The following is a 25,962-nucleotide window of genomic DNA, read 5'->3' on the forward strand; positions in this document are numbered from 1 at the left end:
GATAAAAAGAAGGCCGGAAATTAAAAGCCGGTGCTTCTATTTTTCACATTACTTGTCAAAAAACTTAGCTAAATCTGCCAATCTCGGATCGATCCGATTCTTTTTATCAGCTTCTGTTAGAACTTCCCAATCCTTACCAGAGCTTGGCGCTTCTCCTTCTGCATCTTCACTAAAAATCTGCATCGGAATTTGCAAAAGAATATGCTCTTTTATGTAAGGTAATAAATCAATTTGCTCACCTTCGACAATGTGAATATCATCATCACTGTCCTCTTCTTCAGTGAAATAAGATTCATTAAGGCGGAAGTTTTCAGTCACATGAATATCAAATGGCAGTTCAACATCTGCTAATGTTCGCGAACATGGCAGTGTTAGTGTCCCTTGAATCACTAAAGGAAAGGAAACCATATCACTTGAAAATTCAGCCTTCCCTTTCACGTGAACTGGACTAATGTTACGAATTTCACGATCTCGTTCTTTGATCTCAGATAAGTCAAGGATCTCATCAAATGTAATACCTTTTGATTTCAAGGCATTTAATTGTTGAATGGTCCATTTCATATTGATCACCTCAAGGCAACAAGAGTAATTATATCTATGTCTTTATTATTTGTCAACCTTTCAACTTTACACGAACATTCCTTGAAAAAGGGTCAAAACATGCGATAAAGTTGAGTTAACGTTTAGTGCGTGTTCAAAAAGAACCGAGAAGTTCTAGGCGGTGTAGCTAGGAGCAGTGGAGCGTATGCTTTTCATACGCAAGCCGCGCACGAGCAAGCCAATGAAGAAATTCGACAGTTATTTTACCGGACTTTTTGAACAACCTCTGTTAGGGTTCTCATTCTAACACTTTTCAACTCGTAGATCAAAATAAAATTGTTCTTAAAGGAGACGATCGTATGAAATCGGCTGGCGTAATCGTCGAATACAATCCATTTCACAATGGACATTATTATCATCTACAACAAACGAAAAAAGTTACAGGTGCGGATATTATTATTGCAGTGATGAGTGGATATTTTTTACAACGGGGTGAACCGGCGCTAGTCTCAAAATGGCAGCGAACGAAAATGGCGCTTCAAGGAGGGGCAGATCTCGTCATTGAATTGCCTTATGTATACTCGACTCAAAAAGCAGAACAGTTCGCAAGCGGAGCGGTTTCTATCTTAGGAGCACTTGGTACAGACGCGATCTGCTTCGGGAGCGAATCCGGTGATATTCGTCAATTTCATCAACTTGTCTCGTTTATGGACGAACATAAACAATCGTACGAGTATTATGTACAGTATTATATAAAAGAAGGAAATAGCTATCCTAAGGCAGCAGCTCTGGCGTTTCAAGCCATCACTCAAAGTGATGAGCTCCTTGATTTGTCGCAACCAAACAACATCTTGGGCTATCATTATATAAAAGCCATTCGGGATCAAAGGCTTTCGATCAAAGCGCATACGATCGCTCGACACACCGCAGGTTATCACGACAAAGAAGTGACAGACGAAAAAATCGCAAGTGCCACAAGCATACGGAATCAATTGCACGATCAAGGGAAAATTGCAACCATCGAAGGGGTGATCCCTCCATTTACTAAGGAGCACCTTGTCGATTACAAGAACACGTACGGAAACTTTCACGCTTGGGAAGATTATTTTCAGTTTTTAAAGTATCGCTTACTAACGATGACGAGCCAACAAATTCACTTGATCTATGAAGCCGAAGAAGGATTGGAAAATCGTGTAAAACAAATGATCTCAACATCTGACTCGTTTTCATCGTTTATGAAAGCGATCAAAACGAAACGCTACACTTGGAACAGGTTACAACGACTCTGTTTGCATATCCTGACGAACACAACAAAAGAAGACATGCAACAGGCCGTTTCGTTTCCACAAGCTCCCTACCTTCGATTGTTAGGAATGAGTGATGTCGGCCAAACCTATTTACGATCGATCAAAAAACAGCTCGACACACCCATCGTGTCGACTGTTTCGCAACATCATCACCCAATGCTTACGATCGATCAAAAGGCAGCATCGATTTATTCCCTTGCTCTCTCACAGAAGCAACAACAATACTTACACAAACAAGAATACGCTACACCACCCATCCGTTATAATAAAAACACAGGTGCTTTTAAATAAATGCACCTGTGTTTCCATTTAATCCAGTTCTAACTGTTGTAAATACGACAACGCATCCTCAAACGTATCAACAGGAACAATCTTCATATGTGTACCGATATCATCTGCAGCTTCGACTGCTTGTTCGTAATTGGAACCTACTCTACCACCCTCATTTGGGGCAAAAAACACATGCGCTCCTGCTCGATCGGCTGCAACTACTTTTTGCTTAACCCCACCAATACTGCCAACAACACCTTCTTCATTGATCGTGCCTGTACCAGCGATTGGATACCCTTTTGTAATGTCCTCTTCAATTAATTTGTTATAAATTTGTAAGGAGAACATCAAACCAGCCGATGGCCCACCAATTTGATCCGTATCGATTGATACATCTGGATCTAGAAGAAGAGACCGATCAGTTACTGGGTAAGCAATCCCAATACCACCTGCACCTTCCTCAGCTCCATATTCTTTAGGAAATGGAGCCACTGACAACGTAACATCAAACTCTTCTTCATTCCGGTTCACGGTTAAATGTACGTTATCACCGATCGCCTTATCACCAAGTAACGCTAGCAATTCATCGGTCGTTTGAATATGTTCACCATCTACTGCAATGATCCGATCCTCTAGTTGTAGATGCTCTTCTGCAGGCATCCCCTCAATCGTACTTGTCACTAGCACACCACGATAATCATAATCAATTTGCTTACCTGCATGTGTATAAGCAACAATTTTCGCTGCTTCCTGTGAGCTAGTCATCATCATCAATTGACGATGGTGGTATTCAGCATCTGATTCATCAGGGCGCCGAATTTCTTCTTCCTTAAACAACTCCCGGTAATCACTAAATTGGGCCCATGTGTAAAATAATAAATTAGCCTTCCCCATTTGTACGGTTGTTAACATAAAGGAACCATCTTCTTCATAGCCATCCTCGATATTAATAATTGAAGCTAATACTTTCGCATCTCCTGGTTGGGTATAGTAGTAAGGAAGTTGATAAAAGTGGATTGCTAACAAGATAACAATCAATATTACCCACTTTTTATTGTTTGTCTTCGGGCTCTTCTTCGTGACCATTGCCGTTCTCCTTCCACGCTTTGATGATGTTTTCAATATCTTTTATTTTCTTTTTTGTTTCCTCTTCTCCAAGATCAATAAATGTCTCAACATTTGTGAAGTTGATCGAGCTTTGCTGGTACCCAATCGGGCGAATCATCACATCCGAATCAATTTCACGGTGCCGAACCATCTCACGCTCCATAATATCCATACTTTGTAAAATCACATCATAGATGGAAGTAATTTCAGGCTCAACATTAAAGAAAGACACATCAACCGCAATCGTTACGTCTGCTCCCATTTCCTTAACCACCGTAACCGGAACTCGGTCAATAACGCCACCATCAACGAGCAAACGGCCATCAACTTTTTCTGGAACAAAAATTCCTGGTATCGATATGCTTGCTCTTGTCGCCACGGCGAGGTTCCCCTCATTAAAGACGACACGTTCACCTTTCATTAGATCTGTAGCAACAACAGCGACTGGTGGTGATAAATCTTGGAGCTGTTTGCCTTTTGAAAGGAGATGAATCAGTTCTTTTACTTTTTTACCCGAAACAAAACCCATCTTTGGGACGGTGAAATCAACATAATATTTTCGTCGAAAGAGTGTTGCAAACTTACGTAAATCTTCAGGTGTATGTCCAACACCATATAAGCTACCGATCAATGCCCCCATACTACTCCCAGCTATATAATCTATAGGGATCTTTGCATCTGCCAGTGCTTTTATCACACCAATATGTGCAAACCCTCTGACTCCTCCTGAACCTAAAGCTAGGCCAATTTTTGGTCTACACAAAAATACCATCTCCTATCTTACGTTTTCCCACATCCGTTTTCAATCATATGGTCTAAATTCAATGTCTATACGTATAGTATTTAGTGGGACATGTTTCTAAAAAAAGTTACCCAAAGATATTACAAAAAAAATTAAACTTTAACTGAAGGAGGCGGCCCGCCCTTGAAACCCTCATTCATCAAAACTATCTTCCTTGCACTACTAGCGATAAGCTTGGCAGCCTCGTTAATGATCTATCCGAATGAAGCGTTTGATGCATCATTACGTGGGTTAGAAATGTGGTGGGAAGTCGTATTCCCTTCCCTGCTTCCGTTTTTTATTGTATCTGAATTGCTGATTGGTTTTGGTGTTGTTACTTTTATCGGTGCATTGCTAGAACCTTTAATGCGCCCATTTTTCCGCGTTCCTGGCGTTGGTGGGTTTGTTTGGGCGATGGGGCTGGCTTCTGGATATCCAGCAGGAGCAAAATTAACAGCTCGATTACGTCAAGAAAAGAAGCTTACTGCCATCGAAGCAGAGCGACTCGTGTCCTTTACGAACTCATCGAATCCACTGTTTATTTTTGGAGCTATCGCAGTTGGCTTTTTTCACAATGCCGCACTTGGCATCGTTCTTGCCCTGGCCCATTATTTTGGCAACATCTGTGTTGGGCTACTAATGCGTTTTCACCGCGTTGACGAAGAACAACCACAAAAGGATAGCAAAAAGCCAAAGTTATCACTAAAGAATGCACTAGAACTACTTCATCAAGAACGAGTAAAAGACGGACGACCAATCGGACAACTTTTAGGTGATGCGGTTCAGTCATCCGTACAAACCTTATTGATGATTGGTGGCTTTGTCATTTTATTTTCTGTCTTTAATAGACTGTTGAGTCTGCTTGAGATCACCACCATTATCTCATATTTTTTCACTATTATACTAACATTCTTCCAACTACCAAAAGAATTAAGCTTACCACTCATTTCTGGTATGTTTGAAATTACTCTAGGTGGACAAATGGCTAGTCAGACAGATACTGCAACATTATTCGAACAGATCGTAGTTACTAGCTTTATCCTTGCCTTTAGCGGTTTTTCTGTTCAAGCTCAAGTGGCGAGTATTTTAGCTGAAACAGATATCCGATTCAAACCGTTTTTTTTCGCACGAATCTTCCATGGGTTCTTCGCTGCTGGTTTTGCCATGCTTTTATGGAAGCCACTTTATCTTAACCGGCAGGGCGATGATCTTCACAACCAAGCAGTGCCAGCACTCGCAGGAGAAGCATCACTATCATGGATCAGCACATGGTGGGACACTCTTGTGCAATACGGACCAGCCTTTACCTTGCTTTTTTTATGTACGTATATCCTAATACGTGCTAAACGAGCCTTACAACCTACAAAAAAAACAATCCATTTCTAACACTGGAAATGGATTGTTTTTTCTTATTTATACTTTTCTTGTAACGCACTCTCAACAACCTCTGGCACTAAGTCGGTCACCGTTGCTTGGTACTTGGCTACTTCCTTTACAATACTAGAGCTTAAATAAGAGTATTGATTATTCGTCATCATAAAGAACGTTTCAATCTCTGGGTTCAATTTACGGTTAATTGATGCTGCCTGCATTTCATACTCAAAGTCAGAGACAGCACGAAGTCCACGAATGATTGTTGTTGCCTTTTTTTCACTAATATAATCAACCAACAAACCATTAAAATGGTCGATTTCGACATTGTCCATGTCCTTTGTCACTTCTTTTAACAACTGAACACGCTCTTCCACTGAAAATAATGGCACTTTATTACGATTATGTAGTACTGCTACAACGACTTTATCAAAGACCCTCGCTCCTCGTGAAATGATATCTAAATGCCCATGGGTCACAGGATCAAAGCTTCCCGGGTATACTGCTATACTTGCCATATCTGCATCTCCCCTTTTCCTAGGTTTATGTATCGGTGTTTACACGTGCATATTGATAAATTGATATTTGCGTATCACCATACACCTCAGACCTCACGCTCGTTAACCGACCTATTTGCATCGGCAAGTCAACCTCTACATCGTGTTCGCACACAATAACACCGCTTTCATTTAATAGTTGATGATCATCAATCAATTCTATTTCTTTGGCGATATTCTGTTTCGCATATGGAGGATCAAGAAAAATATACGTAAAAGCAACCTCTCGCTTAATTAACGCCTTTAATGCTCGCATAGCATCATTACGGTAAATTTCTGTACGGTCAGTATATCTGCATTGCTTTACATTAAAGTTAATCGTCTCAATCGCTTTACGGTTCGTATCAACAAAGATCATCTGATCTAACCCTCGGCTCAGCGCTTCAATGCCAAGCCCTCCACTACCACCATATAAATCAAGGCCAATACCTCCATCGAAGTAAGGACCAATCATATTAAAAATTGATTCCTTTACTTTATCCGTCGTAGGCCTCGTCGTTGAGCCAGAAACCGCTCGCAAAGGCTGTCCTCGTCGCTCACCTGAAATGACTCTCACACTTTTCACACCTTACTACCTGTATAAGCTTTTTATTTTTCTTTTATATCCTATCACAAATTCAAAAAAACATTAATAATATTCTCCAGAAATCAAAAAAATTTATACGAACATCACCAGTTTTAATAATTATCACGTATAAAATATGATGTACCGGTCATACTATGATTAGCAACGTTAAGTTGCTAACAACCGCGGAGAAGGCTTACGTTTCCCCATAAGTTCTTCCTCCGGTTTCTCCTCTCCCATAGCCTAGTACATACTGTCGTATGTTGCAAGGCACCTCGTAGGGTTATTTCCTACGAGGTTTTTTTGTCTTCATCCATCACGTAAGATTTGTCATCCAATCCTACAATAGTCGACAATCGTTCTGAACAAGTGCTAGAGTATGAAAAGAAAACATAGAAAGGGAGAGTTAAGATGATCCAACGTTTTATTGAACTCGGTGAAGGCTTATCAGATTTATATGAATTAATCGAACTCGCTCGTACAAATAGCAACCGTATCCACCGTTTCATTCGCCTCAATACAACGATTAACGAGCGACCAGTTACATCACTCGTTGTCGTTTTACAACCAGCAAGCCCAGGTAAACTGCAGCCACTCTACATCTGTCGTGAAGGAGTACCACAGCCTGAATGGAAAGAAAATAAACGATACAACCTATTTGCCGAGGCTGCCAGCGAATTAAAGCAAGAAATCGTAACGATTGATGTTAAACCCTCATCTGTTTTTAACGAACGAGAGCTTTATTATCAATACTTAACCGGAATTCTACGAATGAATAACTACATTCCAGCACTCTCTTAGTGGTTAGTTGGTTAGCAAAAAAGTTGCAGTTTTATTTCATTGCTGCAACTTTTTTGTTAGTATCATATTGTTTCGCTTCTACCGCCGGTAACACTTTCCATTTCACAATGATAACATTTGTAAATAAGACAACACTGGCAACAATAAATAACCCACGTAGCCCAACGAGCGATACTGTCCACCCACCTACGAGAGGACCCAACATATTTCCTAAATAAAGCGCACTATTAGAAAAACCATAGGTGCGTCCTTCCATCCCTTCTGGTGAATGATGACGTATGAGCGTATTCACTGCGGGAAGCAACCCACCTAAACAAAGACCGACCATAAAACGCAAGATGATCAATTGCCACAAACTCGTAACAAATGCCTGTGGGATCGAAACGACCGCGACACCAATTAACGCAAACACCAACACACGTTCTGCACCTTTTTTATCACTCATTTTACCTAATATCGGGGAGGTTAACATATTCGCAAACCCCATCACCGATACGGCCAGCCCGGCGTATAACGCGAGATTTCCGTACGAGCTTAATTCTTGCACATATAACGAAATAAAAGGGTTAACACCGATCAGAGCAAATTGAATCAAGAACGTTACAACATATAAAGACAAGATTGGGGCATAAGCTGTAGCTTTCTTAAAGTCCTTTATCGTATTTGTTTTCTCTTGTTCCTTTTGCGGAGTAAAGGATTCCTTAACAAAAAAAAGCACGACAAACGCAGCGATAAGTATAAAAAAGCCCGTGACATAAAAGATCATCCGGTATCCCATCACTTCAGCCATCAGTCCGCCTAATAATGGTCCACAAATCGAACCAGCTACGGCACCTGATTGAAGCATTCCGAGTGCATACCCGACTTTTTGCTTTGGTGTATTTGTGGCTACTAAACCGATAGATGCAGGGATAAACCCAGAAATCACTCCATTTAAAAGTCGTAATCCAAGCAATGATAACGGACCTGTCGCAAAACCAGTTAGCGTTAAAACAACCGCCATCCCAAATCCAGACCGTAAAACCATCGATTTTCGACCATAACGATCTGCGAGTCTCCCCCAAAATGGGGAAAATAAAAACGCTGTTAAAAAGTTTGCTCCAAAAATGAGCCCTGTCCATAAACTTACTTTCTCAGGATCGCTTACACCAAGCTCCTGTAAATATAAAGGTAAAAATGGGATAATCATAGACATTGATCCCATTACAAAAAACTGACAAGCCATAAGAATCCATAAATTTCGTTTCCATAATTCCACTGTTGATCACTTCCTTAGATTCTCTCCATTATATGTTTCGTAAGGCAACATCATCAACAACAGTCTTCTCCGGTTATCTTTGAAAAAGGATTGTATTTCAAAGGAGATCAACGACTATCTTTCTCGTTTGCCATTAATCACACAACGTCATCCTTGCCTCCTTCGAACAAGATTCTTCTACTTCAGTGAATTCACCCTATTACTTAACTCTAAGGCGGTGCGAGTAAGCTTACTTCTATGACTTCTCCTCATTGCTAGCGCACTCCGCCCCTTAACCATTAAAAAAAGAACTGCTCCAAGATGGAACAGCCCTTAAAGACCCATTCGATAATCATATTCTTTAGCCTTATCCGGCTGAGAATTTTGATATTCTGTTTTAATAAACGGACGCATTGACTTTTTCACTGACTTCACATAATGATTTGACTCAAGGCGTTCAACCGTATCATCAATCGTTTCCGCATTACAATACAAAATCACATATTTCATTTTTTTTGAGACATAATGGACATTACCATAGCGTCTTAACTGACGGGCATACTTTAATGAATGTAACCAAACGGCAAGTCCTTGTCGATTTCCACCAATCATATTGGTTTCTCCTTTTTTGTCATTTATGTTCAGTCTAGCATGTTCACTGGTGTTCGGCAATGTTAAATCAGCATCCGTATGGTACTAAGAATCAGTCGTATTTATCCACAACTACAACCAGCACCAGAACCACACCCTCCACTACAAGAGAGGTTATCAAAAAATGGATTCCCCGTTGGTACTTTAATTGATTCCGAAACTGCCCTTGCGACATGTGCACTCACTTCATTTAGAAGCGTTTCTAGCTCCTTTTCTAGCCGTTTATATTCGGCTACAGAATCATGCATATCAAGTTCTCTTTTTAGCACCCGAATCTCCTTTGAGACCCGATCATAATCTGGGTGATATTTACCAAACCGTTGCACCTCTTCATAACTTTCTTTCATCTTTATAAATCGAGCAACTAACTGCTGTGCATGCTCGTCAGTTTGTAATTTATGTTTACTTTCCTTATATGCTTGAAAAAGATCCGAAGAAAGAATCATGCGCGCTAATTCATCAGCTTCTTCGAGGACTTCCATACTTGTAACTGCTGTAAGCATCTAGACACCTCCTACATTCATTATATCATCTACAAGCCAAAATGATAAATGCCACGTTTGTTATGGCATATAGTGAATGCTTGCCTCACTTGTCAACTCGCAAGAGGGTTCAGCTGACAACTGCTCCATTAATGTGAATAAGGCAACATCTTTTTTCTTCGCTTCAATCATGATATCAAGCTCTTCACACGTCCCGTTAATCGTCTCTAGAAAATGCAACAGACGATCTTTATCAATATAATCATGGTGACGCTTATCTAGCTCCCCATCGATAGGACTTGATATATGCATTTTTACTGGTAATGGACTATTTGACCAAGTAGCGACAACTCGTGGCCAAAGCTCTGAAAGAGGTGTTTCCGGATGATTTACGTCATGATGATGGAGATCAAAAACCACAGGGATTCCAAGTTTTTCCCCAAGATAAAGAGCGTCCTCTGTATGGTATACTGTATCATCATTTTCAATCATAATCATTTTCTGAAGTTGGCTTGGAATATTTTCAAAGTTATCAATAAACGTCTCAAGCCCACTTACTTTCCCATGCTTTTTCCCTCCGATATGTAGGACACAACGATGCGTTGGATCAACGCCCAGACCTTTTAGTAACTTATAGTGATACAACAGTGTTTGTAACGATCGATTGAAAACTTCTTCATCCGGATTATTTAGGACGACAAAATGATCTGGGTGAAAATCAACGCGCATTTGTTTTGATCGGATATACTCACCTAATTGCTTCAAATTCGGAAAGATCGCTTTTTCATATTTCCACCCTTCCGTTAGTGGGTGATTTACAAGCGGAATAAGTCTAGAAGACAGTCTAAAGAATGAAATGTCATGTGCGGCATTATGCTTAACAAGGCGCAAGCAATTGTCCAAGTTAGCATTTGAAATTCTTTCTAACCGCCGCAGCCTAGCCTCTCGATCCACGATTTTTTCAAACTGTGTAGCCGTCATTGTCTGAGAGGGTGAAGCATTTTGCAACAGTTCACTCATCGCAACATACCCAAACCGTACATACACGATTATCGCCCCCTTTTCCATTGTTATTTTTCTCTACCTATTTTTAAAGCTACCAGGTAATTATTTTCTCGTTTATAATCAATTTGAACAACAAAAACTAAATAAAGGGTGACGTCATGAAAATCGTAACTTTTAACCCGTTTCGAACAATCGGGATCCCAAACATTAACTATGTTAAACCGGAACATATGTATAAAGAACGTGAAAAAATTGCAAGTGCAGATATCTGCCTTTTCCCTGAATATTGGCAAATAAATCCGCTCGTATATGGGATGAAAAAAGAGATCTTCCCAAACATCCAATCTTTTCATCTCGGTCATAATAAAATTGAAGTCACACGAGCACTTTGGAGTGTCTGCCCTGAAAATGTGCCGCGTACTGAAATTCTCGGAAGAAACCAAGAAAACATCAACTATGTGTTAAACACCTTTGCTTTCCCTTTTGTCGCTAAAGAGATCAAAAATTCAATGGGAAAAGGTGTCTTCTTAATTAAAAATGAAGCTCAATTTATGGAGTACACAAAAAATAATCCATATTTCTATATTCAAGAATATTTACCGATTGATCGTGACCTTCGTGTTTGTTTTGTTGGTGATGACATCCTAACGGCCTATTGGCGTATCAACGAAGGTGATGGGTTTCAAAATAATGTAGCCCAAGGCGGACAAATCTCCTTTGAGAATATTCCACCAGAGGCGATTGAATTAGTGAAAAAGACCGCTAAACAACTCGGTATCAATCATGCGGGGTTCGATCTCGTATTCGCCCATGGTCATATGTACTTTCTGGAATTTAATATATTATTTGGAAACCAAGGCCTCCAACAGCGCGGCATTTCCGTTGAAAAAACGATTTACGACTATATCACATTGAACCACTCTTGAATACTCGTTTAGCGGTTGAACGCATAACAATTCATAAAGAGGCCCAACCTCGATTGTTGAACCAGCCTTATTTAACCCCCTTTATCTTCAGACCTCAAGATAAAGGGGACTTCACTATGGAATAGACACTTCGAATTCTTCTTCTAACCCATAGGATGTATGATCATTTTTAGCTAGTTCTAGTTTTATTGTATGGTTACCTGTTGGAAGTCCTTTAATGATAAACGCAGCTTGATAGATGGAGTCTACACGTTTGTCATCAACAAATAAATGGATATGACCTTCACCATCTACATGACTTCCCCCAGCACGTTCTTCACTAAACGTAAAATCGGAAACAATGCAATCCACGTAGACATCCTTGTCCTTTACTTCATGATTCACCTTCATAGTACGTTTTTCTGATTGGTCCGTACTTACCTCAATGACGCCAGTTGATTGTAAGGGAACGACCTCCACTTCACTTTGGTCTGGACTTGCTTGTACTTGGTCTCCTCCAGTCATGATCGAACCACTAACACCTACAATAACAACCAAGCTCATCAGTCGTATTAGTAACATTATCATAAGTAACCCTCCTTATTATCAGTAGTTTTATTGTTAACCATGACTTGGCAGTTTATCCTAAATTGACTTCATTTCTATATACTGAAGCGCAGAACGATGTATATTCACAGAAAGAGGCTGGGACAAAAGGTAGGTTTACCTTTTGTCCCAGCCATCGATTTAACTAGTTTTGTCCTGCCCTCTATTATTTGTTCACTCTGTTAACCGAACTTGCTAATCCCCCTACGTCAAATCATTTGACCCTGTTTCATGATTCGGTTCGCTCGTTGACCGAAGGAACTCTAAAAGCATCATGACCATATTGATGTTCGATTGAAAACGCTCCATTCGTTGTGGGATTGTTTTTCCATAAAAGTAATTGGCCTCTCGTTCCATTTCTTTCACCAAACGAGGGTCTCTGCTTAGCCTACGATACCAAATGGGTTGCTCACGTAAGTATCGTTTCAAGTCAGGCCGTGTTTGCAAATACGTTTGTACATCCCTTCGCACCCCTTACCCTCCTAAACCTTACGTCCGTTATTAATCCTTCCGAAATGAAAAAGGCTGTTGACCTTGCTGACTTTCTGACTGTTGATTCGAACTCGATCCTTGAAATTGTTTCATAATGGTTTGAACGTTAGAAATAAGTCCATTAAATTGAGACAAGTGATGCTGTATATCATTAAAATTCACTTTTTTCAAGAGAGACATTAGCTGCGTGATTGACTCTGAATTTTCAGTTGCTTGATCGCTACTCTCCACATTTTCTGACTCCGACCGATCTTGTTTCAAATGACGTTTTTTGTACTTTTCCCACTGTGGATCATCATCTCCTAATAACATCCACTCTTCATACAATTGTTGCCAAGTCGTTCGTTTTTGTCTTACCTCCTTGATTAGTAACGGGTGATCTTTTACAAACGTTTTAAACTTCTGTACTGAAGGGTGAAGTGATCGTTGATCACTCATGTCGTCACCTCCTATTCAAATCCTGTCAAAGTAACTGTATTCACTTATATCATACAAAATAGCCTATAGGAACGTTCGCCCATTTTTTAAAATATTTGCTGAGCGATGTAAGTATTGCTAAACTATAAGAAAACTTGCAATGACGAAAGAAAGGAATCACACATGCAAACTGAAATCCAAAATACGAATATAACAAAAATGGTTAATGATTATTTAGAAGAAGCAAATCGAGAAGAAAAAGAAGTACTATTATCAATCCTCAAAGGATTAAAACAAAAACAAGAGGAAGACCACTCAACCTATTTAGGGGCGCTCACACAAATTGAATCCCGTTCGTTAGAAAATGGTGACCTTGAAATGACGTTACCGATTCAACCGATTATAGAAAACCCATTAAAGATGGTCCATGGAGGGATCACAGCCACCCTGCTCGACACAACAATGGGAACAGTTATTAATGAACACCTTCCAAAAACACAAACGGTCGTCACGTCAGAAATCAAAGTTAATTACTTAAAGCCTGGAATTGGAAATTATTTACGATGTGTTGCCTCGCTCGTACATCATGGCAAGCAATTATGCGTTACAGAGGCGAAGGTCTATACAGATACTGATCAACTGGTCGCTATGGGGACAGGAACCTTTTTTATTATTGAACGACCATAAGGGGATGAGGTTATGCTGGTTGCCGCAATCGTTTTACCTGCTCTCTTCTTAACTTTTTTTATTATCGTTAAACGTGATCAAAAAGAGCATATCAAAAAATGGGAGCAAATCGGCACAATCGAAGAGGCAAAAGTACTATCAGGTCAGGTTAGCCGTTTCCATATTGATAAAAAACGCTTTTATCAGTCGATGTTTATTTGGTCAATCGAGCTCATGATCAGCAATGATGCTGGACAACATAAAGTCATCATTGAGCAGCCAATGAAACAAGAAAATCAACCCCTTACTGTAAAAGCCAATGATTTGGTTGTAGCCTTTGGTCAATGGCAGGGGGATTATTTTTATGCTAATCGTGTTGAAATAAAAAATGAGCAACCTTAAAATGATAAACACTCGATCAAATACACGAATTGGGGATGCCCTCTAACATTAACATTTTCCTTAGAGGACATCCCAGTACTTCAATTAGTAATCCCTTTATTCAATCTCTCTGCATCCTTATATGCATCTACCATACCCCAAATCCACAGAATCGGTGTCGTTATAAAACCAATCAAGATCGTCATTAATAATGCTGAAATGAAATAAGCAACGATAAAAGCAATACCTTTTGCGATCTTTCCGTTATAAATTTGACCAAGCCCTGCAATGAAGAAACTTAACACAGCTGCTAAACCTGGATTTTTCATGATGCGACCTCCTCATCGTTAGCTCCGATCTAAATGATCGTTGTTGTTCTCTTGTATTAAATAGATGTTTTTGATCGCTCATTTAGAACTTGAGGCTAAAACTTACCAGGGCGTCAAAAAATTTTGCGTGTAATACTTCTTATAGACACCAACTCCTAAATGGGTAAACTCATCACTTAACAGATTAACACGGTGACCTTCACTATTTAACCAACCTTCGACAGCTTCAATTGCATCCACGTATTTTGCCGCAATATTCTCACCAGCCATTTGGAAGCTAATGGAACTTGACTCTAAGCGATCTTTCAACTCTCCATGCATTGGTGATGTATGAGAAAAATATTGGTTTGTATACATATCTAAACTGTGTTGATACGCAACTTCAGAAACGTCATCGTGCCATGTAAATGGGGAATGACCGTGGCGCTGACGGAGAATGTTTGTCACATCTAATATTTGTCTGGATTGTCCATCTTCAACCTCTGCCCACTCCTCCTCAGATAATGGTTCAGGTTCATATAACTCCCCGCGATAGGTCAGTGAGTATGGCCGCTGCTTTACTAGCGTGGCAGAGTCAAGAAAACGTATACTCGACAGCTGCTTCGTAAACGTATCAAAATAAAGTTGGACCCAATAACTATCAAATTCGATTAACGGTCTCGCTTCAAGCTCATTATCAGTTAACTCAAACATATATGAATTTCCATTTTCTTTGAATGACACCTTTTTTTCAAAAGAAAGCTGCTCACTTATCTCCTCATACGTATCACCAATCGAAAAAGTCTCAAGTGGCAACTGATCTCCGATAGCATAGACGGTAACAACGCCCCCGTCCTCTACCCCAATCTGTATGTATTCGTTGTCATCTTTGTGATAGACCCACCAGTCATAATCATATGCAGAACGATCGATACGGTCTGGATTTCCATACGTATCACGAACCCAATCTGCACTTTTCTCGATTACTTGATGTAAACCGTCGCTTTCTTGTTCGCTATTTTGATTGACCATCCCAGCTGAATCAGTTTGTTCATCTCGTTCCATAACGGTGCCTTCATGATCAGATACCTGATCTAACGGATTCTGAAGCAAATGATCAACAAAAAAGATAACCACAGCGACTGTGACAATACTAAGTAAACAACCGGCTCTTTTCATTTCTAACTCCACTCCCAAAACTTGTAATATCTGTAGTTTCGTTTTTCCTGATTAGATTCCCTCCCGCCCACAAAGATAAGTGTTGAACTACTATGATTCGACAACAACAAAGCAGTTTTCGTCAAGAGTGAAACGAGTGAAGCAAGGGAAAAACCAACTATTCTATAGGAAAGTTTCAACATTATTTTTATTGCATCTTCTTTATTTTCATACTATGATAAGATAAGTATAGGTTAGACTTAGGAGGTTAAAAAATGAAATTTGAAAATATTGGGATTTCTGATCAAGAAATGAAGCTTTCAAAATTACAATATGCTGCAGAAAGCGTTGGATTTGTCCTTGCTGGTCAATGGGACTATGAGCGGGTATCATTTGATTATAAGTTTGAAGATCAAGTAGAGAACGCAGTTTATTATTTACGAGTTCAAGCCTACGCGATTGAAGGGGAGACACCCAAATCAAATGCCGTTGTAAAATTACTTGATCCTGTATTAGGTAGACATTACTACCCACATGGTGTTGAATATGATGAAGATTTCCCTAGCAAAATCGTTAGTAAAGCAACGAAGAAATTAGAAACGTTGAAAGAACAACTTGAAAAATAAAGTACATAAAAAGAAGAGGCTGTCCCACAGTCAAGCAACAATCGTCTCTCTACGAGCTGAACTGACACTTATGGGACAAGCCTCTTTTTATTTTTTACATACGCGATCGAATGGTAACAATGCGCAATCGATCATCCTTATTAGTTACAATATAATTGACATGATCATCCTTTATCGTTGGCTGTTGTTGAAAATCTTCAACTTCTACGATTTCATTTACGTAAATATGGTACTCCGTCAACTCTTCATCATAAAACACATCTTCTATTGTTATATCAACTAGTTCCATTTGCGTTCCCATCGACTGTAAATCACTCATATGACGGCGCAACGAATGATAGAAGCTATTGTTTGTGACAAGATAGGATTCAATCGTATTAAATCCCAATTCATTGACTGCAATGACTTCTTCTTGTTTATAATTCATAACAAAATCGACCACATCCCCGGCCTCTTCGATCGATACCTGTGTTAATTCAACATTTTCATTTGAACTACATGCTGTCAATATCACCAATATAATAAACAACGCAACTATAATTTTTATTCTTAACATTTTTCTCCCTCGTTTTAAAAAAATCGTACTAGACAAGCATAGGACAAGCGTACTCTACTTTTCAACAAACATCAATAGCTTTCTTTCATAAACAGATGAAATCTAGAATAGAAGTTGTCACGAGATCTTAATGTTACTAGAATTGAAAATTTAAAAATTTGCTTTATACTTAGTATTATATATGTGGAGTCTACATAACTAGGGGATTTTCCATCGGTGTCATCAGTGCTATGTAAAAATAATGATACCTACTCTCAGACTTCTTAAACAAGTAAGACTTTTATCTGTTCATCTAGCAAATAACATAATATAATCAAACTAACAGTTGTCTACATTTTAGAAAGGGGTTTACCATTGTCGACGATTTTCTCTAAGCGTGTTTTACTAATCACGATTACGGTCATTCTTTTAATTATCGCAGGATACTTTATTTTACCCGTTTCGTTACCAATTCTTTTAGCGCTATTTACAGCCTTAATACTTTCACCCGCGGTAAAAGCCTTGCACGTGCGGACAAAATTAAAACGAAACATCGCTGTCATGATCGTTTTTAGTTTATTTGTCTGCTTTATCGGACTTTCTGGCTACTTTATTACAACGAAGGCGGTTACTCAAGCGATCCAACTGGTGGAGCATTTGCCTACACATATTAATGACATCAATCGTGCTTGGCTTAATTTCCAACGAAATTTAGAACATACATACCAAGACTTACCACCAGAGTTGGTATACGAAATCAATTCTCAAGTAACCTCAACGTTAAATAACCTTCGTGAAGAAATTGGAAACCGAAATTTAATCAACGATATAACCGCATTCGTCACTCGAATACCCGGATATCTCGTTACATTTATTGTTTATTTGATCGCCCTATTTTTATTTTTGCTTGAATTACCACGCCTTAAGCGACAGTTGTTCACTTTCTTTACAGAAAAGACAGCTGATAAAGTTAATTTCATGGCTTCTAGACTTTCATTTGTTACTTTTGGTTTTTTTAAAGCTCAATTTTTGGTGAGTATCATTATATTCATTGTCACGTTAATAGGGCTGCTCATTATAGCTCCTGAAGTTGCTTTATTAATGGCCTTCATCATTTGGCTGATTGATTTCATCCCTATTATCGGTTCGATCGCCATTCTCGCGCCTTGGGCAATCTTCCAGTTCATTGCTGGAAACGTTGCTATAGGAACACAACTGCTGATTTTAGCGGCGATACTTCTAATCATTCGTCGTACAGTAGAACCTAAAGTTATGGGACAACAAATTGGTCTTTCACCTTTAGCGACACTCATTGCTATGTATATCGGTTTGATGCTCTTTGGTGTGATGGGCTTTATCATCGGTCCTCTGATCGTCATTGCTTTTACATCGGCACGTGAGGCGGGGATTATCCGTTTAAACTTTAAAATTTAAAATTCCCTTGAAATACACTTTTCTTCCCATACTCCAATCGAAGGCAATGTGAGGTAAGCACCCTTCTCTGATTATTCGTCCTCGTTCGCTCACTCCGTCCCTCTACAACAAAACAGCCGTTCAAAAGAACGGCTGTTTTTAACGTTGTATAACTAACTTCTTTAGCTTATTGATCGTTAATAATATGGAGAAATTAAAATATATACTAATACCCCAGTCAAACTTACATATAGCCATAACGGCATTGTCCACCGAGCGATCTTTCGGTGCCTCTCAATTTCCATATTCCATGCTCGCGTAACAGCCATTAATGCAAGTGGTACAATAACTGCAGCTAAAATAATATGCGTAATTAAAATAAAGAAGTAGATATAACGTAATGGCCCCTCACCACCATAAGAAGTTGACTCCGATAGCATGTGATGGGCGACATACGTCACCAAAAAGAACGTCGTTGTCGTAAATGCTGCATAAATAAAGCGACGATGTAACGTAACATTCTTTTTTATAATTGCAATAAGTGCAGCGAGTAAAAATAAAAATGTAAAGCTATTAAAGATTGCATTCATTAAAGGTAAGACCTTTACATCAAATAGATCAAACCCTTGAACAGGCGGGATTGACATTAGTGCAACAACAATCCCATTAATCACAATCGTTAAAATGATGATCAATGGTTTATAATTTCTTTTTTTCACAGGATCATTTGCAACCTCATGGCTAGAATTATACATACATGTTCTCTCCCCTATATTGTTATATAACTTGTCTCATCACTAAATTATACACTATTCACATATCAAAAGGTGAGCCCTGAGCTTTTAAGATTTTAACAATAATTTGAACTTCACAGAGACGATCGCCTAACCTGCCAAGAACCACCGCGCTTACCTGTAAAGTAAAATAAAAAATAAAACAACCCCGTTTAAAAAAACGAGGTTGTTTTGCTTACATTTAGTATTTTGTAATTCCTAATAAAAGCATTAGAGCTGCAATCGTTGGGATCGCAATGAATACACCTGACCAAATAAATGCATTAGCCCAGCCATGATCATTATCTTTCAAATGCATAAAATAGAACATTTGTAAAACGAACTGAACCAAGGCTAACAAAAGAATAAATGGAATTACAAACATAACTGGAAGAAAATCAGCAGCTACAGCTAGGAACGCAAGCAGTGTTAAAAAAATCATTAACACAAATGCTACTACTTGTTGCTTTTTCTCACGTTGAAATTGTACCTTCTCTTCCTCAGTCATTGCACTTTTGGAAAATGGTTGACTTAAGTTATCTGCCATATCATGTTACCCCCCTACTACACCTAAAAGATAAACAACCGTAAAGATAAACACCCATACGACGTCAATAAAGTGCCAGTACAGACTTGCTACATAAAACTTAGGTGCATTCGTTAATGTAATTCCGGAATTACGGTAACGAATAAGCAACGTGATGATCCAAGAAAGCCCGAAGACAACGTGGGCACCATGAAGACCAACTAACGTATAGAATGATGAAGCAAAAGCACTAGTCGTAAAACCTAATCCATAGTGGTGAACATACTCATAGAACTCATAAATTTCAAGCCCTAGGAAGCCTAAACCTAAAAGGACTGTAATCCACATCCAAATCATTAGGCCTCTAAAGTTATTCTTCTTCATTGCAAACATTGCTAATACACTTGTTAAACTACTCGTTAAAAGTAGCATCGTCATGATAAAAGCAAGAGGAAGTGCAAACACATCTTGTGATGTTGGGCCATCAGCTACACCACTACGTAACCCTAAAAACGTACCAAAGAAAGTTGCAAAGAGAACCGTTTCACCGCCTAGGAAAAACCAAAATCCTAGAAACTTATTCTTCGCTTCTAATGTTGCTTTCTCAGGATGACTCGGGAGGCCTTTTGAATGATCAACTGCATTTGCCATTATTAGTTAACCTCCTTTGCTTTAATTTCTTCAACTGGAATATGATAACCATGATCTTCTTTAACAGATCGCACAATCATACAAATAAATGTAATCGCTAATCCACCTACAGCAACAACAATCGGTGGTAGAATTGGGTTTTCCATGTTAAACATAATAAAACCGAAGCCTGAGATAAATAGCCCAACCGACATAATAAACGGTAAGATCGAACCGTTTGGCATATGAATATCCTGGAGAGGCTCTGCTGGTTTCATTTTACCATCACCATGAATTTTCTCGTAGAATAATGGGTCAAGTGAACGCACTTGTGGTGTTTGCGCAAAGTTATACTCTGGAAGCGGATGAGCAGTAGCCCATTCTAACGTACGAGCATCCCACGGATCGGCACCAACACGCTCGCCTTTAAATGCAGAGTAAATAACATTAATAACAAGAATAATAATCGCCGCTGACATAAAGAACGTACCAATTGTACTAATAAAGTTAAATGTATCTAATCCTTGATCACCTAAGAATGTATACACTCGACGCGGCATACCCATTAGACCAAGTAAATGTTGAACAAAGAAAGTTAAATGGAAACCAATAAAGAATACCCAGAAAAACAACTTCCCAAGTCCTTCATTTAGCTTGTGACCAAACATTTTTGGATACCAGTAGAACACACCTGCAAATAAAGCTAGGACAATCCCACCAACAATAATGTAATGGAAGTGAGCTACAACAAAGTACGTATCATGATATAAGTGGTCAACCGGAGCCATTGCTAGCATTACCCCTGTAACCCCACCAAGTACGAATGTTGGAACGAACGATGATGCAAAGAGCATTGCCGTATTAAATGTAATTTTTCCGCCCCACATCGTAAAGAGCCAGTTAAAGACTTTAATACCAGTCGGTACAGCAATTGTCATCGTTGCAATCGCAAAAATTGAGTTAGCAATTGGTCCCATACCTACAGTAAACATGTGGTGAGCCCACACCATGAACCCTAGGAAAGCGATGAGCATTGTCGCAAAGACCATTGCCGTATAACCGAATAGACGCTTTCTTGAGAAAGCAGGAATTACCTCTGAAATAATACCAAATGCTGGAAGTACTAATATATATACCTCTGGGTGACCGAAAATCCAGAAAATATGTTGCCATAATACAACATTACCACCCATATCAGTAATAAAGTATTGAGCTTCAAACAACCGATCTAGCATGAGCAGCGCAAGACCAGCAGCTAATGGTGTAAAAGCAAATAAAATTAATGTAGACGAAATAAATGTCGTCCAAACAAACAATGGTAAGCGCATCATTGTCATGCCTGGTGCACGCATATTAACAATTGTTACTAGAAAGTTAATCGCTGAAACTAACGTACCGATACCACTAACCTGTAAACCTAATACGTAGAAATCAAGTCCTAGACCTGCGTAATCACGGCTTGAAAGCGGTACATACGCTGTCCAACCCGCATCTGGACCTCCACCGAAGAACCAGCTTAAGCTTAGTAAGAATCCCCCAAAGAAGAAGATCCAAAACCCTAATGCATTTACAAATGGAAAGGCAACATCACGAGCCCCTATTTGTAATGGAACAATAAAGTTCATAAACGCAAACAGTAGTGGTGTTGCGGCCAGGAACAACATGATCGTTCCGTGCATTGTAATAAATTCATTAAACGTTTGACCACTTAGAAAGTTCATTTCCGGATACATGAGCTGGATACGCATAAATAATGCCATAACCCCAGCTTTCACAAAGAAAAGTGTACCGGCAATTAAATACATAACCCCGATTTTCTTGTGATCAACCGTTGTTAACCAGTCCCATAAAACACTTTTAGACTTTGTAGTCGTAGACAATGGGTTTACCTCCTTTTAAAACAATTTCAAAGTTCATTATTCAAGTACTGTCAGAGATTTTAAATATTCAACTAGTGATGTCATTTCTTCATCTGATAGCTGTGGATAAGCCGGCATATTATTGCCTTGTTTTAGTGATTGAGGATCACGGATCCAAGCTTCAATATTTTCATCAGTGAAATCAAGGTAACCAGCTACAACCTCACGTTCACCAAAATTGGTTAATGCAGGTCCTGCTGCAGTTCCAGTACCACCGATCGCGTGACATCCGATACAGCCATTTTCTTCAAAAACTTCACGGCCTTGTTGAGCAACAACTTCTGTTGGCTCTTGTGGTTCTTCTTGCATGCTTGCCACCCAAGCGTCATATTCATCACGCTCTACTGCAATGACTTTGAAATCCATAAGCGCATGAGCCGGACCACATAATTCTGCACATTTCCCTTTATAAACTCCTGGTTCATCTGCTTCAAGCCACATGTGGTTTGTGATTCCTGGAACAGTATCTACTTTACCACCTAGGGCTGGTACCCAGAACGAGTGAACAACATCAGAAGCATGGAGTTCAAAAAGAACTTTCTCACCAACAGGAATGTACAGATCTTGCCCTGCTGTGAATCCTTCATCTTCATAATCAAACTGCCACCAGAACTGATGACCTGTTACTTTAACTTCAACAGTATGATCGCCTTCTGGTTCTGTGTCAGCTAAAAGGAATGTACCTGTAATCGTTGGAACAGCTAAGATTGCTAATAGCAAAATTGGGATCACTGTCCAAAGGATTTCCAGTTTGTGATTCCCTTCCACTTGCTTCGGAATTTCATCATCTCCCGGAGCTCTTCTGAACTTAGCTAAAATAATAAAGTAAATTGCAAAAACGACAATGGTTACAAAAGCCATAACATACAAGCTTAATAACATATTGTCAAAGATCCATTGTGATTGTGGACCTTTGGGATCCAGCGCAGTTAGATTCGTTTCACCACATCCTGTGAGCAGTAGGAGTAGTAAAAAAATCGGTAAAATACGCCATACATTTTTCCACTTTTTCATGTAAAGTCAAACCTCACTTTCTTTGCATTTTATTACAGTCACTTATCCCCCTCATAGTAAGCTATTTATAATAAATGGACAATGACCATAAGTACAAAAATAATGGTTAAGTAATTTAATGAATAGACAAACATTAAACGAGCCCATTTAATGTCATCCTTCATAAAGAATCCAGCAAAGCCCAGTACTAGCCACCCAATTCCTAATAAAGCGGCGACTATCGTATAGACATAGCCAAACTGATATAACATAAGAGAAATCGGCAACAGCGCAGCAACATAAAGGACCATTTGCCTTTTCGTTATTCCAAAGCCTGCAACTACAGGTAACATCGGAATTCCAGCTGCACGATATTCCTCACATCGTTTCATTGCTAACGCTAGAAAATGAGGCGGTTGCCAAAAGAACATGATGAGAAACATGACCCATGCATACACATGTAGGCCAGGATCTATAGCTGCCCAACCAATGAGTGGCGGGACTGCTCCTGAAACACTTCCTACGATTGTATTTAATGAATGAGTTCGTTTAAGCCACATCGTATAAATGACGACGTATACCAGTAAACCAATGATACCAATAATACCAGCCACTGGTGTCGCTAAATAAAGTAGGAAAATACCTAAAGCTGCTTGTAGTAATCCAACCCACAAGACATTATTGACCTCAACCTTTCCAGTTACAGTTGGTCTGTCTTTTGTTCGCTCCATCAGGTGATCAATATCTCGATCAATGTAATTATTTAACGTACATCCACCGGCCATTACTAAACCTGCTCCAAACAACGTTAAAAGTACAATGTGAATGTTAGTAGCTAAGCTTACACCTGTATAAACCGAAGCTAAATACAAACCAGCAAATGTTGTGATTAAGTTTGATACGACGATACCCATCTTAGCTAACGTTAAATAATCTTTCCACGTCTTTGTTTTACTGCTAGAGAGTGCACCACTTGCATGAGAATCAATAACTTCTGTAGCCTCAAATGCCGTATTTGTCTTGTTCATGTCTATTTCACCCCCTTTTACGAAATAATGACTTTGTGAAAATAGAACCTTGTAAATCAGAAAAGTCGTTTCCTTATCTTCCAACCAATTTCGAGTTGACTCAACAACTTTCCGCCATTCAAATAGCTCCTTACACTAAACATAACAAATTTCTTATTTAGAATTTCTGTTATTTACTACACATTATATCTTAAAATCTAGTTTGTTTCATCATTTTCCCAAGTTTCACATTATCTTCACAAAATCTATAAAAAGCCATTGAATGTTCATTCTTCATAAATTGACATTTCCCTCTTTTATTTTTAAGATGAAGAAGGGTTTAACGACATCTTATTTTATCTCATTTAACAAAATAAAGAAAGGTGAAAAAAGTGCATAAACTATTAAAAATCTATTCTGTCATTACTTCGATTGGCATGTTGATTGTTTTGTTACAAGGAGCACTTGTCACCAAAACAGGTTCCGGCGAAGGTTGCGGTGCGACATGGCCTTTATGCTTCGGTGAGTTAATACCAACGTCACCTGCGATTGAAACAATCATTGAGTATAGCCACAGGATTGTTTCAGGACTATTAGGAATAATGGTCATTATCTTAGCGATTTGGACGTGGCGAAAGCTCTCTCATGTACGTGAAACCAAATTCATGGCAATCATGGCAATCCTATTTATTATGTTCCAAGGATTCTTAGGTGCTGGTGCAGTCGTTTGGGGACAGTCTCATGCGGTACTAGCCTTACATTTTGGTATTTCGGCTATTTCATTTGCAACCGTTGTCCTCCTTACTGTACTCGTATTTGAAGATGGGAAGCGTAATGTCCCAGCCCCTGTTGTAAGTAAAGGGTTCAAGTACTACGCAATCTTTGTCATCACTTACTGTTATATTGTTATTTATACTGGCGCTTACGTCAAACACACAAACGCAACACTGGCTTGTACAGGTTTTCCGTTATGTAATGGTGAAGTCTTACCTGAATTATCAGGCCCAGTAGGTGCGCACTTTTCACACCGTGTTTTTGGCACGTTGCTCTTAATCTTTATATTCATACTATTTATTCTTGTCCTTCGCAACTATCGTCACAGCAAAGTTTTAGTATGGTCAAGCAGTCTCGCGCTACTCTTTGTTATTGCACAGTTGGTCAGCGGGATATCGATTATCTTTTTAGGAAATACCTTAACAGTTTCTTTATTACACGCACTAATCATATCACTTCTTTTTGCAAGTCTGTCGTACCTCACTATGGTTATATTACGTAAATAAGAAAAAAGCACAGCTATTCGTAGCTGTGTTTTTTCTCAATTACCTCCCATCTTGCCCTATTTCCTCAAAATTATTCATAGACCATCTCTTAAAAGGCTATTGCTTCGTTCCCCTAGGAGTGTAGGATTTCACAGTATAGTGGGGTCCGGACAAAACGAGTTAAAATATTGGCAATGGCTTCACTCGTTCATTGCTTAGAAGCTGGGACAAAATGAACTGCCCCCTGTCAAGTAGACAGTGGAAATAATAAAAATGACCTAAGCGGCTTTAGCTCTATATTCTATAGGGCTAAGGCCGCTTAATCTTTTTTGGTACCTTTCATGATTATAAAAATGGATATACTCATCTATCGCAGTAGAAAGTTCCTCAAATGTCCTATACTTATGCAAATAATACTTCTCACATTTCAGTGTTCCAAAAAAAGATTCCATTGGTCCATTATCAATACATCGACCAACTCGTGACATGCTTTGTGTCATCTTCGCCGCATCTATCTTACGTTTAAATCCTTTAGAGGTATATTGGAACCCACGATCACTATGGATAAGTGGATGTTCCCCCGTTAATTGGACTGTGGCTTGGTCTAGCGTCTTGAATACAAGTTGATTATTATTGGAATGCCCTAGAACATAACTGACAATGGATCCATCATA

The 25,962-nt window shown here is 39.1% G+C and carries 31 protein-coding genes; 9 read left to right on the top strand and 22 right to left on the bottom strand.

Translation table 11 applies throughout. The annotated features are described in order from the left end of the window. Nucleotides 1–48: 48 nt before the first annotated feature. Complete coding sequence (locus tag KH400_RS10950; protein ID WP_217224588.1) at nucleotides 49–561, bottom strand: YceD family protein; 513 nt, start codon at nucleotides 559–561, stop codon at nucleotides 49–51. 338 nt (nucleotides 562–899) lie between these two features. Here KH400_RS10950 and KH400_RS10955 point away from each other — a divergent pair, with 338 nt between their 5' ends. Further along, complete coding sequence (locus KH400_RS10955; protein WP_217224589.1) at nucleotides 900–2,138, top strand: nucleotidyltransferase; 1,239 nt, start codon at nucleotides 900–902, stop codon at nucleotides 2,136–2,138. Nucleotides 2,139–2,156: 18 nt separating this feature from the next. Here the strand turns inward: KH400_RS10955 and KH400_RS10960 are convergent, their stop codons facing one another. Together KH400_RS10960 and KH400_RS10965 are read right to left on the bottom strand one after the other, a co-directional pair. Beyond that, complete coding sequence (locus KH400_RS10960; protein ID WP_217224591.1) at nucleotides 2,157–3,203, bottom strand: SepM family pheromone-processing serine protease; 1,047 nt, start codon at nucleotides 3,201–3,203, stop codon at nucleotides 2,157–2,159. Beyond that, nucleotides 3,169–3,987: a patatin-like phospholipase family protein gene (locus tag KH400_RS10965; protein WP_217224593.1), complete on the bottom strand. Its 819-nt coding sequence runs from the start codon at nucleotides 3,985–3,987 to the stop codon at nucleotides 3,169–3,171. Before KH400_RS10965 ends, KH400_RS10960 begins: the two co-directional genes overlap by 35 nt. A gap of 162 nt (nucleotides 3,988–4,149) precedes the next feature. Between KH400_RS10965 and spoVV the strand changes: the two genes are divergently transcribed. Continuing rightward, nucleotides 4,150–5,391, top strand: a complete 1,242-nt coding sequence (gene spoVV / locus KH400_RS10970) for a dipicolinic acid transporter SpoVV (RefSeq protein WP_217224595.1) — start codon at nucleotides 4,150–4,152, stop codon at nucleotides 5,389–5,391. A 23-nt stretch (nucleotides 5,392–5,414) separates the two neighbouring features. On the opposite strand, the gene coaD is transcribed toward spoVV, so the two are convergent. Both coaD and rsmD read right to left on the bottom strand, forming a co-directional pair. Beyond that, complete coding sequence (coaD, locus tag KH400_RS10975) at nucleotides 5,415–5,894, bottom strand: pantetheine-phosphate adenylyltransferase (RefSeq protein WP_217224597.1); 480 nt, start codon at nucleotides 5,892–5,894, stop codon at nucleotides 5,415–5,417. Nucleotides 5,895–5,919: 25 nt separating this feature from the next. Then, on the bottom strand, nucleotides 5,920–6,489 hold the full coding sequence (gene rsmD, locus KH400_RS10980; protein ID WP_217224598.1) for a 16S rRNA (guanine(966)-N(2))-methyltransferase RsmD: 570 nt from the start codon (nucleotides 6,487–6,489) through the stop codon (nucleotides 5,920–5,922). A 420-nt stretch (nucleotides 6,490–6,909) separates the two neighbouring features. Between rsmD and KH400_RS10985 the strand changes: the two genes are divergently transcribed. Then, nucleotides 6,910–7,299: a DUF7147 family protein gene (locus tag KH400_RS10985; RefSeq protein ID WP_217224599.1), complete on the top strand. Its 390-nt coding sequence runs from the start codon at nucleotides 6,910–6,912 to the stop codon at nucleotides 7,297–7,299. A 31-nt stretch (nucleotides 7,300–7,330) separates the two neighbouring features. Here the strand turns inward: KH400_RS10985 and KH400_RS10990 are convergent, their stop codons facing one another. The 4 genes from KH400_RS10990 to uvsE all read right to left on the bottom strand — a co-directional run bounded on the left by KH400_RS10990 (nucleotide 7,331) and on the right by uvsE (nucleotide 10,716). Continuing rightward, the gene (locus KH400_RS10990; RefSeq protein WP_217224600.1) at nucleotides 7,331–8,557 is read right to left on the bottom strand and encodes an MFS transporter; all 1,227 of its coding nucleotides are present in this window, start codon (nucleotides 8,555–8,557) and stop codon (nucleotides 7,331–7,333) included. Nucleotides 8,558–8,869: 312 nt separating this feature from the next. Continuing rightward, entirely contained in the window at nucleotides 8,870–9,148 is a 279-nt protein-coding gene (locus tag KH400_RS10995; RefSeq protein ID WP_217224601.1) for a YlbG family protein, read from the bottom strand. Between the two features lie 101 nt (nucleotides 9,149–9,249). Next, nucleotides 9,250–9,690: a YlbF/YmcA family competence regulator gene (locus KH400_RS11000; protein ID WP_217224602.1), complete on the bottom strand. Its 441-nt coding sequence runs from the start codon at nucleotides 9,688–9,690 to the stop codon at nucleotides 9,250–9,252. A gap of 60 nt (nucleotides 9,691–9,750) precedes the next feature. Then, a complete protein-coding gene (gene uvsE, locus KH400_RS11005; protein WP_217224603.1) occupies nucleotides 9,751–10,716 on the bottom strand; it encodes a UV DNA damage repair endonuclease UvsE in 966 nt (321 codons plus the stop codon). Nucleotides 10,717–10,832: 116 nt separating this feature from the next. Between uvsE and KH400_RS11010 the strand changes: the two genes are divergently transcribed. Then, entirely contained in the window at nucleotides 10,833–11,600 is a 768-nt protein-coding gene (locus KH400_RS11010) for an ATP-grasp domain-containing protein (protein WP_217224604.1), read from the top strand. 114 nt (nucleotides 11,601–11,714) lie between these two features. Here KH400_RS11010 and KH400_RS11015 read toward each other — a convergent pair whose 3' ends face one another. The 3 genes from KH400_RS11015 to ylbD all read right to left on the bottom strand — a co-directional run bounded on the left by KH400_RS11015 (nucleotide 11,715) and on the right by ylbD (nucleotide 13,115). Beyond that, a complete protein-coding gene (locus tag KH400_RS11015; RefSeq protein ID WP_217224605.1) occupies nucleotides 11,715–12,167 on the bottom strand; it encodes a hypothetical protein in 453 nt (150 codons plus the stop codon). 222 nt (nucleotides 12,168–12,389) lie between these two features. Continuing rightward, entirely contained in the window at nucleotides 12,390–12,656 is a 267-nt protein-coding gene (locus tag KH400_RS11020) for a YlbE-like family protein (protein WP_217224606.1), read from the bottom strand. Between the two features lie 30 nt (nucleotides 12,657–12,686). Then, nucleotides 12,687–13,115 carry a spore coat protein YlbD gene (gene ylbD, locus KH400_RS11025; RefSeq protein WP_217224608.1) on the bottom strand — a complete coding sequence of 143 codons (429 nt, stop codon included), beginning with the start codon at nucleotides 13,113–13,115 and terminating at the stop codon, nucleotides 12,687–12,689. Nucleotides 13,116–13,277: 162 nt separating this feature from the next. Here ylbD and KH400_RS11030 point away from each other — a divergent pair, with 162 nt between their 5' ends. Next, complete coding sequence (locus KH400_RS11030; protein ID WP_246589509.1) at nucleotides 13,278–13,781, top strand: PaaI family thioesterase; 504 nt, start codon at nucleotides 13,278–13,280, stop codon at nucleotides 13,779–13,781. 12 nt (nucleotides 13,782–13,793) lie between these two features. Next, nucleotides 13,794–14,162, top strand: a complete 369-nt coding sequence (locus KH400_RS11035; protein WP_217224610.1) for a hypothetical protein — start codon at nucleotides 13,794–13,796, stop codon at nucleotides 14,160–14,162. An 80-nt stretch (nucleotides 14,163–14,242) separates the two neighbouring features. On the opposite strand, the gene KH400_RS11040 is transcribed toward KH400_RS11035, so the two are convergent. Both KH400_RS11040 and KH400_RS11045 read right to left on the bottom strand, forming a co-directional pair. Beyond that, nucleotides 14,243–14,470: a DUF5683 domain-containing protein gene (locus tag KH400_RS11040; RefSeq protein WP_217224612.1), complete on the bottom strand. Its 228-nt coding sequence runs from the start codon at nucleotides 14,468–14,470 to the stop codon at nucleotides 14,243–14,245. A gap of 102 nt (nucleotides 14,471–14,572) precedes the next feature. Then, on the bottom strand, nucleotides 14,573–15,628 hold the full coding sequence (locus KH400_RS11045; protein WP_217224613.1) for a CAP domain-containing protein: 1,056 nt from the start codon (nucleotides 15,626–15,628) through the stop codon (nucleotides 14,573–14,575). A gap of 254 nt (nucleotides 15,629–15,882) precedes the next feature. Between KH400_RS11045 and KH400_RS11050 the strand changes: the two genes are divergently transcribed. Further along, nucleotides 15,883–16,233, top strand: coding sequence for a YugN family protein (locus KH400_RS11050; RefSeq protein WP_217224614.1), 351 nt, complete (start codon nucleotides 15,883–15,885; stop codon nucleotides 16,231–16,233). A 94-nt stretch (nucleotides 16,234–16,327) separates the two neighbouring features. On the opposite strand, the gene KH400_RS11055 is transcribed toward KH400_RS11050, so the two are convergent. Next, nucleotides 16,328–16,789, bottom strand: a complete 462-nt coding sequence (locus KH400_RS11055; RefSeq protein WP_217224615.1) for a TcaA NTF2-like domain-containing protein — start codon at nucleotides 16,787–16,789, stop codon at nucleotides 16,328–16,330. A 354-nt stretch (nucleotides 16,790–17,143) separates the two neighbouring features. Here KH400_RS11055 and ytvI point away from each other — a divergent pair, with 354 nt between their 5' ends. Further along, nucleotides 17,144–18,202, top strand: a complete 1,059-nt coding sequence (ytvI, locus tag KH400_RS11060; RefSeq protein WP_217224616.1) for a sporulation integral membrane protein YtvI — start codon at nucleotides 17,144–17,146, stop codon at nucleotides 18,200–18,202. 176 nt (nucleotides 18,203–18,378) lie between these two features. On the opposite strand, the gene KH400_RS11065 is transcribed toward ytvI, so the two are convergent. The 6 genes from KH400_RS11065 to cyoE form a co-directional block, all read right to left on the bottom strand. Then, a complete protein-coding gene (locus tag KH400_RS11065; protein ID WP_217224617.1) occupies nucleotides 18,379–18,936 on the bottom strand; it encodes a DUF420 domain-containing protein in 558 nt (185 codons plus the stop codon). A gap of 220 nt (nucleotides 18,937–19,156) precedes the next feature. Continuing rightward, complete coding sequence (locus KH400_RS11070) at nucleotides 19,157–19,501, bottom strand: cytochrome C oxidase subunit IV family protein (RefSeq protein ID WP_217224619.1); 345 nt, start codon at nucleotides 19,499–19,501, stop codon at nucleotides 19,157–19,159. 6 nt (nucleotides 19,502–19,507) lie between these two features. Then, on the bottom strand, nucleotides 19,508–20,131 hold the full coding sequence (locus tag KH400_RS11075) for a cytochrome c oxidase subunit 3 (protein ID WP_217224621.1): 624 nt from the start codon (nucleotides 20,129–20,131) through the stop codon (nucleotides 19,508–19,510). Between the two features lie 2 nt (nucleotides 20,132–20,133). Continuing rightward, nucleotides 20,134–21,990: a cytochrome c oxidase subunit I gene (ctaD, locus tag KH400_RS11080; RefSeq protein WP_217224622.1), complete on the bottom strand. Its 1,857-nt coding sequence runs from the start codon at nucleotides 21,988–21,990 to the stop codon at nucleotides 20,134–20,136. A gap of 36 nt (nucleotides 21,991–22,026) precedes the next feature. Beyond that, nucleotides 22,027–23,043 carry a cytochrome c oxidase subunit II gene (gene coxB / locus KH400_RS11085; RefSeq protein ID WP_217224623.1) on the bottom strand — a complete coding sequence of 339 codons (1,017 nt, stop codon included), beginning with the start codon at nucleotides 23,041–23,043 and terminating at the stop codon, nucleotides 22,027–22,029. 65 nt (nucleotides 23,044–23,108) lie between these two features. Beyond that, complete coding sequence (gene cyoE, locus KH400_RS11090; protein ID WP_217224624.1) at nucleotides 23,109–24,050, bottom strand: heme o synthase; 942 nt, start codon at nucleotides 24,048–24,050, stop codon at nucleotides 23,109–23,111. A 371-nt stretch (nucleotides 24,051–24,421) separates the two neighbouring features. Between cyoE and KH400_RS11095 the strand changes: the two genes are divergently transcribed. Continuing rightward, entirely contained in the window at nucleotides 24,422–25,309 is an 888-nt protein-coding gene (locus KH400_RS11095) for a COX15/CtaA family protein (protein ID WP_217224625.1), read from the top strand. Nucleotides 25,310–25,566: 257 nt separating this feature from the next. On the opposite strand, the gene KH400_RS11100 is transcribed toward KH400_RS11095, so the two are convergent. After that, the coding region (locus KH400_RS11100; RefSeq protein WP_217224626.1) for an IS3 family transposase at nucleotides 25,567–25,962 on the bottom strand (396 nt) is incomplete at its 5' end.

It is taken from the genome of Desertibacillus haloalkaliphilus (assembly GCF_019039105.1).
GTDB lineage: Bacteria > Bacillota > Bacilli > Bacillales > KJ1-10-99 > Desertibacillus > Desertibacillus haloalkaliphilus.

What these genes read in the sequence shown, in the direction of transcription:
- KH400_RS11010 (WP_217224604.1), top strand. Translation starts at nt 10,833, where the DNA reads ATGAAAATCGTAACTTTTAACCCGTTTCGAACAATCGGGATCCCAAAC.
- KH400_RS11070 (WP_217224619.1), bottom strand. Translation starts at nt 19,501, where the DNA reads ATGGCAGATAACTTAAGTCAACCATTTTCCAAAAGTGCAATGACTGAG.
- coxB (WP_217224623.1), bottom strand. Translation starts at nt 23,043, where the DNA reads ATGAAAAAGTGGAAAAATGTATGGCGTATTTTACCGATTTTTTTACTA.
- KH400_RS11075 (WP_217224621.1), bottom strand. Translation starts at nt 20,131, where the DNA reads ATGGCAAATGCAGTTGATCATTCAAAAGGCCTCCCGAGTCATCCTGAG.
- KH400_RS11055 (WP_217224615.1), bottom strand. Translation starts at nt 16,789, where the DNA reads ATGTTAAGAATAAAAATTATAGTTGCGTTGTTTATTATATTGGTGATA.
- KH400_RS10955 (WP_217224589.1), top strand. Translation starts at nt 900, where the DNA reads ATGAAATCGGCTGGCGTAATCGTCGAATACAATCCATTTCACAATGGA.
- cyoE (WP_217224624.1), bottom strand. Translation starts at nt 24,050, where the DNA reads ATGAACAAGACAAATACGGCATTTGAGGCTACAGAAGTTATTGATTCT.
- KH400_RS10950 (WP_217224588.1), bottom strand. Translation starts at nt 561, where the DNA reads ATGAAATGGACCATTCAACAATTAAATGCCTTGAAATCAAAAGGTATT.
- KH400_RS10985 (WP_217224599.1), top strand. Translation starts at nt 6,910, where the DNA reads ATGATCCAACGTTTTATTGAACTCGGTGAAGGCTTATCAGATTTATAT.
- KH400_RS10995 (WP_217224601.1), bottom strand. Translation starts at nt 9,148, where the DNA reads ATGATTGGTGGAAATCGACAAGGACTTGCCGTTTGGTTACATTCATTA.
- ylbD (WP_217224608.1), bottom strand. Translation starts at nt 13,115, where the DNA reads ATGAGTGATCAACGATCACTTCACCCTTCAGTACAGAAGTTTAAAACG.
- KH400_RS11015 (WP_217224605.1), bottom strand. Translation starts at nt 12,167, where the DNA reads ATGATAATGTTACTAATACGACTGATGAGCTTGGTTGTTATTGTAGGT.
- KH400_RS10960 (WP_217224591.1), bottom strand. Translation starts at nt 3,203, where the DNA reads ATGGTCACGAAGAAGAGCCCGAAGACAAACAATAAAAAGTGGGTAATA.
- KH400_RS11000 (WP_217224602.1), bottom strand. Translation starts at nt 9,690, where the DNA reads ATGCTTACAGCAGTTACAAGTATGGAAGTCCTCGAAGAAGCTGATGAA.
- KH400_RS11050 (WP_217224614.1), top strand. Translation starts at nt 15,883, where the DNA reads ATGAAATTTGAAAATATTGGGATTTCTGATCAAGAAATGAAGCTTTCA.
- coaD (WP_217224597.1), bottom strand. Translation starts at nt 5,894, where the DNA reads ATGGCAAGTATAGCAGTATACCCGGGAAGCTTTGATCCTGTGACCCAT.
- KH400_RS11030 (WP_246589509.1), top strand. Translation starts at nt 13,278, where the DNA reads ATGCAAACTGAAATCCAAAATACGAATATAACAAAAATGGTTAATGAT.
- KH400_RS11040 (WP_217224612.1), bottom strand. Translation starts at nt 14,470, where the DNA reads ATGAAAAATCCAGGTTTAGCAGCTGTGTTAAGTTTCTTCATTGCAGGG.
- KH400_RS11065 (WP_217224617.1), bottom strand. Translation starts at nt 18,936, where the DNA reads ATGTATAATTCTAGCCATGAGGTTGCAAATGATCCTGTGAAAAAAAGA.
- KH400_RS11035 (WP_217224610.1), top strand. Translation starts at nt 13,794, where the DNA reads ATGCTGGTTGCCGCAATCGTTTTACCTGCTCTCTTCTTAACTTTTTTT.
- KH400_RS11045 (WP_217224613.1), bottom strand. Translation starts at nt 15,628, where the DNA reads ATGAAAAGAGCCGGTTGTTTACTTAGTATTGTCACAGTCGCTGTGGTT.